This window comes from Oerskovia sp. Root22, from assembly GCF_001429135.1.
Taxonomy (GTDB): Bacteria; Actinomycetota; Actinomycetes; order Actinomycetales; family Cellulomonadaceae; genus Oerskovia; species Oerskovia enterophila.
Genome location: NZ_LMIL01000007.1, coordinates 613791 through 626300, shown reverse-complemented (window position 1 = coordinate 626300; position 12510 = coordinate 613791). Strand labels below are relative to the sequence as shown.

Annotated in this window: 12 protein-coding genes; 9 read left to right on the top strand and 3 right to left on the bottom strand. The window is 72.3% G+C overall.

Annotated features, from left to right (window positions below; translation table 11 throughout):
• Positions 1–166: 166 nt before the first annotated feature.
• Positions 167–1336 (bottom strand): Mrp/NBP35 family ATP-binding protein, encoded by a 1170-nt coding sequence (locus ASE15_RS07730; RefSeq protein ID WP_056647682.1) that lies wholly within the window; start codon positions 1334–1336, stop codon positions 167–169.
• 34 nt (positions 1337–1370) lie between these two features.
• Here ASE15_RS07730 and ASE15_RS07725 point away from each other — a divergent pair, with 34 nt between their 5' ends.
• Complete coding sequence (locus ASE15_RS07725; protein ID WP_056762508.1) at positions 1371–2168, top strand: maleylpyruvate isomerase N-terminal domain-containing protein; 798 nt, start codon at positions 1371–1373, stop codon at positions 2166–2168.
• Between the two features lie 68 nt (positions 2169–2236).
• Here the strand turns inward: ASE15_RS07725 and ASE15_RS07720 are convergent, their stop codons facing one another.
• Positions 2237–2869 carry a DUF1003 domain-containing protein gene (locus ASE15_RS07720; RefSeq protein ID WP_056647689.1) on the bottom strand — a complete coding sequence of 211 codons (633 nt, stop codon included), beginning with the start codon at positions 2867–2869 and terminating at the stop codon, positions 2237–2239.
• Entirely contained in the window at positions 2862–4184 is a 1323-nt protein-coding gene (locus tag ASE15_RS07715) for a magnesium transporter MgtE N-terminal domain-containing protein (protein ID WP_056647690.1), read from the bottom strand. Before ASE15_RS07715 ends, ASE15_RS07720 begins: the two co-directional genes overlap by 8 nt.
• Positions 4185–4468: 284 nt before the next feature.
• On the opposite strand from ASE15_RS07715, the gene ASE15_RS07710 reads away from it, so the two are divergent.
• The 8 genes from ASE15_RS07710 (at position 4469) to ASE15_RS07675 (ending at position 12395) form a co-directional block, all read left to right on the top strand.
• Positions 4469–5710: an extracellular solute-binding protein gene (locus ASE15_RS07710; RefSeq protein WP_056762506.1), complete on the top strand. Its 1242-nt coding sequence runs from the start codon at positions 4469–4471 to the stop codon at positions 5708–5710.
• Between the two features lie 105 nt (positions 5711–5815).
• On the top strand, positions 5816–6760 hold the full coding sequence (locus ASE15_RS07705; RefSeq protein WP_056647697.1) for a carbohydrate ABC transporter permease: 945 nt from the start codon (positions 5816–5818) through the stop codon (positions 6758–6760).
• Positions 6757–7671 carry a carbohydrate ABC transporter permease gene (locus ASE15_RS07700; protein ID WP_235534249.1) on the top strand — a complete coding sequence of 305 codons (915 nt, stop codon included), beginning with the start codon at positions 6757–6759 and terminating at the stop codon, positions 7669–7671. Before ASE15_RS07705 ends, ASE15_RS07700 begins: the two co-directional genes overlap by 4 nt.
• Entirely contained in the window at positions 7668–8534 is an 867-nt protein-coding gene (locus ASE15_RS07695; protein WP_235534247.1) for a DeoR/GlpR family DNA-binding transcription regulator, read from the top strand. Before ASE15_RS07700 ends, ASE15_RS07695 begins: the two co-directional genes overlap by 4 nt.
• 104 nt (positions 8535–8638) lie before the next feature.
• Positions 8639–9535 carry an SIS domain-containing protein gene (locus ASE15_RS07690; RefSeq protein ID WP_056762503.1) on the top strand — a complete coding sequence of 299 codons (897 nt, stop codon included), beginning with the start codon at positions 8639–8641 and terminating at the stop codon, positions 9533–9535.
• The gene (locus tag ASE15_RS07685; RefSeq protein ID WP_082608621.1) at positions 9532–10581 is read left to right on the top strand and encodes an ROK family protein; all 1050 of its coding nucleotides are present in this window, start codon (positions 9532–9534) and stop codon (positions 10579–10581) included. Before ASE15_RS07690 ends, ASE15_RS07685 begins: the two co-directional genes overlap by 4 nt.
• Positions 10578–11558, top strand: coding sequence for a 1-phosphofructokinase family hexose kinase (locus tag ASE15_RS07680; protein ID WP_056762501.1), 981 nt, complete (start codon positions 10578–10580; stop codon positions 11556–11558). Before ASE15_RS07685 ends, ASE15_RS07680 begins: the two co-directional genes overlap by 4 nt.
• On the top strand, positions 11559–12395 hold the full coding sequence (locus tag ASE15_RS07675) for a class II fructose-bisphosphate aldolase (protein ID WP_056647705.1): 837 nt from the start codon (positions 11559–11561) through the stop codon (positions 12393–12395).
• Positions 12396–12510 lie beyond the last annotated feature (115 nt).

Here is a 12510-nt window from a genome sequence, read left to right as displayed (position 1 = left end):
CGGTCGCCGTTTCGCGGAGCGTGCCGCGACGGGCAGCCGTCCCCGCGTCGCGGGACGGCCGTCCGGCAACCGGAGCGCGCGGTCGGCCGGAGGTCCGACGACGACGGACCCGGTCCGTGCGGACCGGGCCCGTGCGCGCAGGGTGTGCTCTCGGGTGCGCTGCGACCTAGACGGGCGAGAGCCCGAGGCGGCGGCCGGCGAGCCCGCGGCTGCGCGTCGCGAGGTGCGTCGCGACCTGGCGCAGCGCGACCGCGGCCGGCGACGAGGGGTTCGTCAGCACGACAGGCGTACCGGCGTCACCGGCCTCGCGCAGGGTCACGTCGAGCGGGACCTGCCCGAGGAGCTCGACGGGGCTGCCCGTCGCCTTCGAGAGGTTCTCGGCGACCCTCGCCCCGCCGCCGGACCCGAACAGCTCGAGCCGGGACCCGTCCGGCTGCTCGAGCCACGACATGTTCTCGACGACGCCGAGCACGCCCTGCTGCGTCTGCGTCGCGATCGACCCCGCGCGCTCGGCGACCTCCGCGGCAGCGACCTGCGGCGTGGTGACCACCACGATCTCGCTCGACGGCAGGAGCTGGGCGACCGAGATCGCGATGTCGCCCGTGCCCGGCGGCAGGTCGAGCAGGAGCACGTCCAGGTCGCCCCAGTAGACGTCCGCGAGGAACTGCTGGAGCGCACGGTGCAGCATGGGACCGCGCCAGATCACGGGCTGACCCTGCGGCACGAACATGCCGATCGAGACGACCTTGACCCCGTGCGCGACGGGCGGCAGCAGCATGTTGTCCACGCGCGTCGGAGCCCGGTCCACGCCCAGCATGCGCGGGATCGAGAAACCGTAGATGTCGGCGTCGACCACGCCCACGTTGAGGCCGTCCGCGGCGAGCGCGACCGCGAGGTTGGCTGTCACCGACGACTTGCCCACGCCGCCCTTGCCCGAGGCGATCGCGTAGACCTTGGTCAACGAGTCCGGCTTGGCGAAGGGGATCTCGGGCTCGCCGACGCCCCCGCGCAGCATGGTGCGCAGCGCCGTCCGCTGCTCGGCGCTCATGACGCCCAGGTCGACGTCGACCTTCCCGACGCCCGCCACGGTCTGCGCGGCGGCCGTGACGTCCTTGACCAGGGTCGACTTCATGGGGCAGCCCGCGACCGTCAGGTCGATGCCGACCACGACGTGCGCACCCCCCGCGGCAGCCGCGTCGATGCTCACGTCGACCGAGCGCACCATCCCCAGCTCGGTCACGGGGCGCCGGATCTCCGGGTCCATGACCTGGGTCAGAGCCGTCCGGACGAGGTCCTCGAGTGCATCGGTCGTGGGTGTTGCGGAGCCGCCAGCCATGGCCCCATCCTAAGCGGGCGTCTAGCGTTCGAGGATGGACGCCCTCGCCTCGATCGCCCGTGACTCGGCACTCTTCCTCGACGCCGTCCGCGCGGCACGGCCGGACGCCCGCGTACCGGCATGTCCCGAGTGGGGCGCGGCGGACCTGACGTACCACCTGGCCGAGGTGCAGGACTTCTGGAGCGCCGTCGTCGGGCCCGCGGAAGGGCGCGGGCTCGACGGCGACGACGTGCGCACGCTCCCGCGGCCCGACGACGACGCGGCCCTGCCGACGCTCGCCGCCGAGGCCACCGCCAGGCTGCTCGCCGCGCTCGCGGGCCGTGACCCCGCCGAGCCGTGCTGGTCGTGGCACGACGCGGGCCGCACCGTCGGGTGGGTCGCTCGCCGGCAGGCGCACGAGGCGCTCGTCCACCGGGTGGACGCCGAGCAGACCGCCGGCCGGGACGTCACGAGCGCCGACCCCGAGGTGGCCGCGGACGGGGTCGACGAGATCCTGCGCGTGCTGGTCGACGGCATCCCCGAGTGGGCGACCTTCACCCCCGACGGGAGCACGGTCGCTGTCGCGGTCGACGGCCCCGGCGAGACGCCCCGCTCGTGGGAGCTCGCGTTCGGGCGCCTCACGGGCACCGGGCCCGAGTCGGGCACCGCGTACGACCTCGACTCGGCGCAGCTCGTGGACCTGCCGGGATCGACGACCACGCAGGTCTCGGGCGCGGCGTGGGACCTCGACCTGTGGCTCTGGGGACGCGGAGAGCGGGACGGTCTGGTCGTCCGCGGGGACGCGGCGCTCGCGGACCGCCTGCGCGCGGTCGCGGGGCAGGAGACGCAGTAGACGCCCGTCCGCTCGCGTCGGGGCGGACCGGACCTGCAGGTAGCGGGATCACCGCACGGCCGGTCGCGTCAGCGCGGTTCGGGCGGGGCGTCCGCGCGACGGGCGCCTCCCGAGGACCGGCGCGCGTCGCGCGTCCCGCTCCGCGGTGGCTGCGCGGTCCGGGGGAGCGGCGAGTCGAGCCCCGGGCGCTCCGCCCCGTCGGCGCGGGCGGCCTCCGCGCGCTCGGTCTCCTTCTCGTCGAGCTCCTCGAGCAGGTTGCGGATCTCGGAGCGGACGAAGTCGCGCGTCGCGACCTCGCTCAGCGCGATACGCAGGGCCGCCATCTCCCGTGCGAGGTACTCGGTGTCCGCGAGGTTGCGCTCGCCGCGCTGGCGGTCCTGCTCGGCGCTCACGCGGTCGCGGTCCGTCTGGCGGTTCTGCGCGAGCAGGATGAGCGGTGCCGAGTAGGACGCCTGGAGCGAGAGCATCAGGGTCAGCGCCGTGAAGCCCAGCGCGGCCGAGTCGAACCGCAGGGACTCGGGTCCCCACGTGTTGAACCCGAGCCACAGGAGGCAGAAGACCGTCATGTAGAGCAGGAACCGCGGGGTGCCCATGAAACGGGCGATGCCCTCGGAGATCTTGCCGAACGCGTCCTGCTCGACCCGCACGCGGGGCAGCAGGGTGCGGCGCGCGGCCTTGGGGGTGTCGAGGCGCTCAGCCACGGTGACCTCCTCGGCGGACGGGGAACGCGGACGACGCGGGGGTCTGGGTGCCCAGGCTCGTCTCCTCGGACTCGTCGTCGGTCTCACGCCAGTCGTCCGGGAGCATGTGGTCGAGCACGTCGTCGACGCTGATCGCGCCCAGCAGGCGCTTCTCGTCGTCGAGCACGGGCAGTGCCAGCAGGTCGTAGGCCGCGAGCAGACGCGTGACGCGCCCGAGCGGCGCGTCGGGGCGCACCCACTCGATGTCCGAGTCGAGCACCGACCCGACCGAGACGTGCGGGGGTTCTCGCAGGAGTTTCTGGAAGTGCACGATGCCGAGGAAGCGGCCCGTGGGGGTCTCGAGCGGCGGGCGCACGACGAACACCATCGCGGCGAGCGCCGGGGGCACGTCCTTGCGGCGGATCTGGGCGAGCGCCGTGGCGATCGTGGTCTCGGGGCCGAGGATCACGGGCTCGGTCGTCATGAGACCGCCCGCGGTGTCCTCGCCGTAGGCGAGCAGGCGGCGCACGTCGCGCGCCTCCTCGGGCTCCATGAGCTCGAGGAGCTCGGCGGCCTGCTCCTGCGGGAGCTCGTGGAGGAGGTCGGCGGCGTCGTCGGGCTGCATGGCCTCCAGGACGTCGGCGGCGCGGTCGGTGTCGAGGCCGGAGAGGATCGCGACCTGGTCGTCCTCGGGGAGCTCCTCCAGGACGTCGGCGAGACGCTCGTTGTCGAGGGCCGTGGCGACCTCGAGGCGGCGCGTGTCGCCCAGGTCGTGCAGGACGTCGGCGAGGTCGGCGGGCTTGAGGTCGTCGTAGGCCGCGAGCAGGCGGGCGGCCCCCTGGGTCTCGGGTGTGCCGGCGAGCCCCGTGACCGCGCCGATCTCGACCACGAACGCGTCGCCCCGCCGCCGGATGCCGAGCGCGTTGGGGGTCGTGTGACGGCGCACGAAGAGCTGGTTGACGAGCCAGTCGCCCGTGCGCTGCTTCTCGATCGAGAGGTCCTCGACGGTCGCGGAACCCGACCCGTCGACGAACTGCACGGTGCGGTCGAGGAGCTCGCTGACCGCGAGGGTCTCCATGGCGCGCTGCTCGAAGCGGCGCATGTTGACGAGCCCGGTGCTGATGACCTGCCCGGCGTCGATGCTCGTGACGCGGGTCAGGGGCAGGAACACGCGCCGTCGCCCGGGGACCTCGACCACGAGGCCCACCGCGCGGGGAGCCCCCTTGGGGCGGAGGAGGACGACGACGTCGCGCACGCGTCCGACCTGGTCACCGAGGGGATCGAACACCGCCGTACCGGCCAGGCGCGCGACGAAGACGCGGGTAGTTGCACTCACGTCGCAAGACTACGCACCGCCCGTCGGGGTGGCGCCCCGACGGGCCGGACGGAGCGGGCGAGCCGGGGAACCCGCGGACCGTGGCCAAGTCGTGACCTGATTTCTCGCGGAGACCACTGGACTAGACGAGTGCAACCTGCTTGAATCTGGAACCAACGAGGCGCAATCGATCATGATCTGTCATCCTTGGTGACGGAACGTGACGGAGCCCTCATCGCGGCAGAGCACCCTGCCGCGACACAGCTCGAGCAACACCTCAATGCAATGAAGCGGAGGAAGTACTCATGAAGAACCCGATCCGGCTCGTCAGCATGACGATCGTCGCGGGCCTCGCCCTCTCGGCGTGCGGCTTCGGCGGCGACGGCGGCAGCGACAGCACGGCGGCCGACGGCGCCACGACCCTGAACCTCCTGGTTCCCACCTACTCCGACCAGACGAAGTCGCTCTGGGAGGACGTGATCAAGGGCTTCGAGGCAGAGAACACGGACATCGACGTCAAGCTCGAGGTCCAGTCCTGGGACAACATCAACGACGTGGTCCGGACCAAGGTCCAGTCGAACCAGGCCCCCGACATCCTCAACATCGACGCCTTCGCCGGGTTCGTCGAGGACGACCTGCTCTACTCGGCCGACGAGGTCCTCTCGCCCGACACCGTCGCGGACTTCCAGGAGTCCTTCGTCGAGAACGCCTCGATCGACGGCACGCAGTACGGCCTGCCGCTCATCGCCTCGGCCCGCACCATGTTCTACAACAAGGACATCTTCGAGAAGGCGGGCGTCACGGCGCCCCCCACCACGTGGGACGAGCTCGAGGCCGCCGCGACCAAGATCTCGGCGCTGGGCGACGTGTACGGCTACGGCCTGCCGCTCGGCTCGGAGGAGGCCCAGGCCGAGGCCGGCATCTGGTTCTTCGGCGGCGGTGGCGGCTACGGCGACGCGTCGGAGATCACGGTCGACACCCCCGAGAACCTCGAGGCGACCCAGTTCTTCCAGAAGCTCGCCACGAGCGGCCTCACGCAGCCCGACGCCGGTGCGTCCGACCGCACGCCCCTCATCGACACGTTCATCCAGGGCAAGATCGGCATGATCGTCGGCCTGCCGCCCACGATCGGTCAGATCGCCGAGAAGAACCCCGACCTGAACTACGGCACCGCGCCGATCGCCACCAAGGACGGCTCGCCCGTGACGCTGGGCGTCGCCGACCACCTGATGGCCTTCAAGAACGACGGCAAGAAGCAGGACGCGATCAAGAAGTTCCTCGACTACTACTACACGCCCGACGTGTACGTGCCGTGGGTCGACGCCGAGGGCTTCATCCCCGTGACGAAGTCCGGCTCGGAGGAGCTCGCGACCAAGGAGTCCATCGCGCCGTTCCTCGCTCTGCTGCCCGACGCGCAGTTCTACCCGTCGACGAACCCGAAGTGGTCGGCCACGCAGGGCGCGATCCAGTCGCTCATCGGCCAGGTCGCGCAGGGCAAGGACGCAGCGGCGGTCCTCCAGGAGATCCAGGCCAAGGGCGACTCCTGACCCCGGACCGGTAACTGCCCGTCCAGCAGTCCCTGGTCCCCGCGGCACGGCCGGCTCGACCGGCCCGTGCCGCGGGGACCAGGGACCCGGCACCGAAGGACCTCGATGAGCTCGACCACCACCACCGCCCCGGCGCCCGCCGCCGGTTCACCCGAGCGGCCGCGCCGCTCGTTCCGGGAGCTGCTCTCCGCGCTTCCCTGGATCGGCCCCAGCCTCGCGCTGATCATCCTGATCGTCCTGTTCCCTGCGGGGTACATGGTCTTCAGCTCGACCCGTGACATCTCGCAGTCGGGCATCGACCGGGGGAGCGCCGGGTTCCAGAACTACCTGGACGTCTTCGCGATCCCCGCGCTGCCTCGCGTGCTCGCGAACACCGCGGTGTGGGTCGTCGCCGTCGTCGCCCTCACGGTCGTCCTGTCGCTCGCGCTGTCCAACTTCCTCAACAAGCAGTTCCCCGGCCGGCAGATCGTCCGCCTCGCGGTCATCGTGCCGTGGGCCGCGAGCGTCGTGATGACCACGACCGTCGTCTACTACGGGCTCCAGCCCAACTACGGCATCATCAACCAGTTCCTGGCGGACGTGGGCATCCTCGACAGCCCGGACTTCGGCTTCACCAAGAACGCGACGTCCGCGTTCGTCGTCGCGATCGTCGTCGCGGTGTTCGTCTCGCTGCCCTTCACCACGTACACGCTCCTCGCGGGGCTCCAGTCCATCCCGAGCGACGTGGTCGAGGCGGCACGCATGGACGGCGCCTCGCACCGGCAGGTCTACTTCTCGATCATCCTGCCGCAGCTCAAGCCCGCTCTCGCGGTCGCCGCGATCATCAACATCATCAACGTCTTCAACTCGCTGCCGATCCTGCGCCTCATGACGGGGTCGATCCCGGGATACGACGCGGACACCACGACCACGCTCATCTTCAAGCTCATCCAGTCCGACCGTGCGGTCGACCAGGCGAGCGCGCTGTCGGTCGTGAACTTCGTGATCGTGATCGCGGTCATCGCGCTCTACATGCGCATCGTCAAGCCGATGAAGGGAGTGGACGAGTGAGCAACGGAGTCCTGACGCGCGAGCCGGACGCTCGCCCCGCGCAGCCCCTCAAGAAGCCGTCGAGGTATGCGACCGGGGGCCCCGGCTCGGGCGGGTCGATCCCCGGACGGGTCGTCGCGGGCATCCTCGTGGCGCTGCTCTTCCTGCTGCCCTACGGCATCATGCTGTTCGGCTCGCTCAAGAGCCGGGCGGAGATCCTGCGGATCCCGCCGACGTACTTCCCCGAGCAGTGGCACCCCGACAACTACGTCACCATGTGGTCCACCCCGGAGACGCCGCTCCCGCAGAACCTCGTCTCCACGATCGTCATCTCGGTCGCGGCGACGGTCCTGGTCCTGATCGTGGCCCTGCCGGCCGCGTACTTCACGGCACGCTTCCGGTTCCCGGGGCGCATGGCCTTCCTGTTCCTCGTGCTGGTCACGCAGATGCTCCAGCCCGCAGTGCTCGTCGCGGGCCTCTTCCGGCAGTTCCTCGCGTTCGGGATCGTCGACACCTGGCTCGCGATGATCCTGGTCAACGCGGCCTTCAACCTGGCGTTCGCGGTGTGGATCATGCACAGCTTCTTCGCGAGCGTCCCGCAGGAGATCGACGAGGCCGCGCAGATCGACGGAGCGGGGCGGTGGGCGACGCTGTTCCGCATCAACCTGCCGTTGGTCTGGCCCGGTATCGTGACGGCGATCATCTTCACCTTCGTCGCTGCGTGGAACGAGTTCGCCGCCAGCCTCGTCATTCTCTCGACGGCCGGCAACCAGCCGCTGTCCGTGGCGCTGACGAAGTTCGTGGGTCAGTACGACTCGGCGTGGCAGTACGTGTTCGGCGTCTCGATCGTCGCCATCGTGCCTGTCATCATCCTCTTCGCGATCATCGAGAAGCGTCTCGTCGGAGGTCTGACCGCAGGGAGCATCAAGTGACACGCATCGAGGACGCGACCCACGAGCTCGGCGGCGCTGCCGCGGAGCCGTCGGGCGGACTCAGCAAGTCGGTCCGCTGGGAGCGCATGCTCGCGCTCCTGGCGGACCGCCGCCGGCTCTCCGTCACCGAGGTGGCGGAGCTGTTCGGCACCTCGGAGTCGACCGTGCGCCGGGACTTCGACCAGATGGCGGACCGCCAGCTCGCGCACCGTACCCACGGGGGGATCGTCGCGGCCTCGGTCGCCTACGGGCTTCCCGGCCGGTACGGCAAGCAGCTCGACGACCGTCAGCGTCTCGCGGAGGCGGCGGCCCACCTGGTCACGCAGCGCCACGCGGACCAGGCCGTCATCGGGTTCAACGGCGGGCGCACCACGACCCTGGTCGCCAAGGCGCTCGGCGAGCTCTCGGACCAGGGGTCCGAGCACGCGGCCCGCAACGGCGAGCACGTCTACACGATCGTGACGAGCGCGCTCAACATCGCCGCCGAGCTCGTCCTGCGCCCGCAGCTGCGCACGGTGTGCCTGGGCGGCACGGCGCGCGCCCAGTCCTACGAGCTCACGGGCCCCATGGCCGTGAGCATGGCCCGCACCCTGTGGCTCGACGTGCTCGTGCTCGGCATGGTCGGCATCGACGCCCAGGCGGGGCTCACGTGCGGTGACCCCGACGAGGCCGGGGTCACGTCCGCGCTCGTCGAGCACTCGCGCCACGTGATCGCCGTCGGGACCTCCGACAAGGTCGGCGAGCGCTCGTTCGCGCAGATCTGCGACATCTCCCGGATCACCACGCTCGTCACCGACTCGGGCGCGACCGAGGAACAGCTCGCGCCCCTGCGGGACGCAGGCGTCGAGGTCATCGTCGTCTAGGACGAGACCCCGCCGCTCCCGCCTCACACGTCCGCACCACGACGGACGCCGGACCGCGCCGACCGCGCAGCCCGGTGGCCACACCAGAAGGGTTTGACATCACCATGAGCACCTCCCACGTCAGCGTCGAGATCGCGAGCCAGCCCCAGGTCTGGCGCGAGGCGGCCCGCCTCGCCGCCGAGAGCTCCGCGGTCCTCCCGCAGCCGGGCGAGCGCGTCGCGATCGTCGGTTGCGGCACGTCCTGGTTCATCGCCCAGGCCTACGCGGCCCGCCGCGAGGAGCTGGGTCAGGGGGTCACGGACGCGTTCGCCGGCAGCGAGTACCCGGTGGGCCGTGAGTACGACCGCGTGGTGGCGATCACCCGTTCCGGGACGACCACCGAGATCCTGCACCTCCTCGAGGTGCTCGACGGCAAGCAGCGGACCCTCGCGATCGTCGGTGACCCGACCTCGCCCGGCGCGAGCGCAGCGGACGACGTGGTCGTGATGCCCTTCGCCGACGAGCAGTCCGTGGTCCAGACCCGGTTCGCGACGGCCGCGCTCACGCTCCTGCGCGCAGGCCTGGGCGACGACATCGAGACTCTCGCGACCGCAGCCGAGGAGGTCGTGGGCTGGGAGGTCCCCGAGGCCGTGCTGGCCCGTACCCAGTTCACGTTCCTGGGTCGCGGCATGGCCGTGGGGCTCGCGAACGAGGCTGGGCTCAAGATGCGCGAGGCGTCGCTCGCCTGGGCCGAGGCGTACCCCGCCATGGACTACCGCCACGGGCCCATCAGCATCTCCGACGAGACGAGCGCCGTGATCCTGCTCGGCGCCGAGGTCCCGGGCCTGGTCGAGGACATCGAGCGCACGGGGGCCCTCGTGGTGCGCTTCGACGAGGACGCGCAGCTCACGCTCGTGCGCTGCCAGCTCCTGTCTGTCGCGAACGCCGAGCGCAAGGGCCTGGACCCCGACGCCCCGCGTCACCTGACGCGCTCGATCATCCTGGAGGACTCGGCATCATGATGGTCGGGGAAGAGCAGGTCGCCTTCCCCGCCGTCCCGGAGCTCCTGTCGCCGTCCCACGGAGGGGCGGCGGCGGGAGCGACGGGGGCAGGCCTGCGCCCGGCGGTGATCGCGCTCGACGTCGGCGGGACCGACATCAAGTCCGTGCTCGTCACGCGCGGCACCGACCCGGACGGGCTCGACCAGATCCTCGTCGAGCGGGTCACCCCCACCCGTGCGGCCGAGGGCCCCGAGGCCTCGCTCGCCGCGGTCCTGGCGGCCGTCGAGGCCCTGCGCGCCGAGGTACCCGCGGGGTACCAGGTCCTGGGCGTGGGCCTCGCGGTGCCGGGCACCGTCGACGAGTCGGCGGGCCTCGTGGTGAGCGCCGAGAACCTCGACTGGGTCGACCTGCCGCTGCGGCAGGTCGTCGCGGACGCGACGGGCCTGCCCGTGGGCTTCGGCCACGACGTGCGCGCGGGGGGCCTCGCCGAGGCCCGCCTGGGCGCGGGCCGCGGAGCGCCCGACCACGCCTACGTGTCGATCGGCACGGGCATCGCTGCGGCGGTCGTCCTGCACGGTCAGGTCTACGTGGGCGGCGGGTACGCGGGCGAGATCGGGCACGGTGGCGCGCACGGCGGGGCGCCGTGCCCGTGCGGCGGCACCGGGTGCGCGGAGACGTTCGCGTCGGCCGCGGGCATGGCGCGCAGCTATCGCGAGCTCACGGGCGCGACGACCGACGAGGTGCCCGGCTCCGCCGAGGTCCTGGCGCGCGCCCACGCGGGCGACGCGGTGGCCCGCGAGGTCTGGGACCGCGCGGTCGACCGCCTCGGCGAGCTCGTCGCCGAGATGGTCCGTGTCCTGGCGCTGCCCGTCGTGGTGATCGGTGGAGGGCTCGTGCGCGCGGGCGACGACCTCATGGTCCCGCTCGACGCCGCGGTGCGCTCGTACCTCACGATCCACCCGGCGCCCCGGCTCGTCCCGGCCACGCTGGGACCGGCGGCCGGCACGTACGGTGCGACGGTCCTCGCGTGGGACGCCGTGAGCGCGGCCGCGCTGGAGTCGCTGTGACGGGCCCCGGGCAGGTCCGCGTCCTGTGCCTCACGCCCAACCCCGCGTGGGACGTCACGTACGGGGTCGACCGCCTGGACCCGGGCGAGGCGCTGCGCGTCCGGTCGGTCGCCGCCCGCGCGGGCGGCAAGGGGGTCAACGTCGCGCGCGTCGTGCGTGCGCTGGGCGGGGACTCGGTCGCGGTCGCCCCCGTGGGTGGCCTCCTCGCGCCAGCGTTCGCGGCGGACCTCGAGGCCGCGGGCCAGCCCGCGTCGCTCGTGCCGGTCGCGGGCGCGCTGCGGCAGGCGGTCGCGGTCGTCCCCGAGCACGCGGGGCCCGACGACGGAGGTCACCCCACGGTCCTCAACGAGCCGGGGGCCGTGCTCACCGAGGAGGAGTGGGGCCTGCTCGTCCGCACCGCGGTCGCCCTCGGGGCGGACCGTCCGGTCGTGACGATCTCCGGCTCGCTCCCACCGGGCACGACGCAGGCCCGGTTCACCGACCTGGTGCGCGCGCTGCACGAGGCCGGCTGCCCGGTCCACGTCGACGTCTCGGGGCCGGGTCTGCTCTGGGCCGCCGAGGCGGGCGCCGACCTGATCAAGCCCAACCGGGCCGAGCTCGCCGAGGCGACCGGGACGCACGACCTGACCCAGGGCGTGGCCGCGCTCCAGGCGCTGGGCGCGCGGGACGTCGTCGTGACCGACGGTGAGAAGGGGCTCGCGGCGTTCGCGCCGGGCTCCACGGCCCCTGCGGCGACGGCCCGGCTCGACGCCCCCGTGCACGGCAACCCGACGGGAGCTGGCGACGCCGCCATGGCGGCCCTCGCGGTGAGCGTCGGACGGCCCTGGGCCGAGCGCCTCGCCCTGACGGTCGCCACGTCGGCCGCAGCCGTGCTGCAGCCGGTCGCGGGCGAGGTCGACCCCGAGGACGTGCGGCGGCTCGCCGACCGCGTCCTGACCGAGAACGTGAACGACACCCCGAGAACCACGGAGGACTGAATGCCGCTCGTCACCGCCAGCCAGCTGATCGACCGAGCCCGCGCCGAGCGCCGGGGGGTCGGCGCCTTCAACGTGATCCAGGTCGAGCACGCCGAGGCCTTCGTGGCCGCGGCCGCACGCGCCGGCACGGGCGTCGTCCTGCAGATCAGCCAGAACGCCGCGAAGTACCACGGCGGGCTCGAGCCGATCGCGCTCGCGACGCTCGCGATCGCCCGTGCGTCGAGCGCACCCGTCGTGGTGCACCTGGACCACGCCGAGGACCGCGCCCTCGTGAGCGAGGCCATCGAGCTGGGCATGGGCTCGGTCATGTACGACGGTTCGGCCCTCGACTACGAGGCGAACGTCGAGGCGACCGCCGACGTCGTGCGCGAGGCCCACGCCCGCGGGGTCTTCGTCGAGGCCGAGCTCGGCAAGGTCGGGGGCAAGGACGGGGTGCACGCCCCGGGCGTGCGCACCGACCCGACCGAGGCCGTCGCGTTCGTCGCCGCGACCGGCGTCGACGCGCTCGCGGTCGCGGTCGGCTCGTCGCACGCCATGACGGATCGCACGGCCTCGCTCGACTTCGAGCGGATCGCCGAGCTGCGGGCGGTCGTGCCGGTGCCCCTCGTGCTGCACGGGTCCTCGGGCGTCGCCGACGCCGACCTCACGCGTGCCGTCGAGGAGGGGATGACCAAGATCAACATCTCGACCCACCTCAACAACACCCTGACGCGGGCGCTGCGCACCTATCTCGAGCAGAACCCGACCGTCGTCGACCCGCGCAAGTACCTCGGTGCGGGCCGCGACGCGATGCGCGACGAGGTCGTGCGGCTGCTGGGTGTGCTGAACGCGGCCTGACGGGTTCTCCCGGGAGGCCGAGGGGCGTCGTCGGGGGAGAGGGTGCCGGCCCTCTTCCCCGACGTCCGCCCTCTGCCTCGCTGATACCCCCTGAGTGAACGCCCTCGCCTCCTGC

What these genes read in the sequence shown, in the direction of transcription:
- ASE15_RS07730 (WP_056647682.1), bottom strand. Translation starts at nt 1,336, where the DNA reads ATGGCTGGCGGCTCCGCAACACCCACGACCGATGCACTCGAGGACCTC.
- ASE15_RS07685 (WP_082608621.1), top strand. Translation starts at nt 9,532, where the DNA reads ATGATGGTCGGGGAAGAGCAGGTCGCCTTCCCCGCCGTCCCGGAGCTC.
- ASE15_RS07690 (WP_056762503.1), top strand. Translation starts at nt 8,639, where the DNA reads ATGAGCACCTCCCACGTCAGCGTCGAGATCGCGAGCCAGCCCCAGGTC.
- ASE15_RS07675 (WP_056647705.1), top strand. Translation starts at nt 11,559, where the DNA reads ATGCCGCTCGTCACCGCCAGCCAGCTGATCGACCGAGCCCGCGCCGAG.
- ASE15_RS07725 (WP_056762508.1), top strand. Translation starts at nt 1,371, where the DNA reads ATGGACGCCCTCGCCTCGATCGCCCGTGACTCGGCACTCTTCCTCGAC.
- ASE15_RS07710 (WP_056762506.1), top strand. Translation starts at nt 4,469, where the DNA reads ATGAAGAACCCGATCCGGCTCGTCAGCATGACGATCGTCGCGGGCCTC.
- ASE15_RS07705 (WP_056647697.1), top strand. Translation starts at nt 5,816, where the DNA reads ATGAGCTCGACCACCACCACCGCCCCGGCGCCCGCCGCCGGTTCACCC.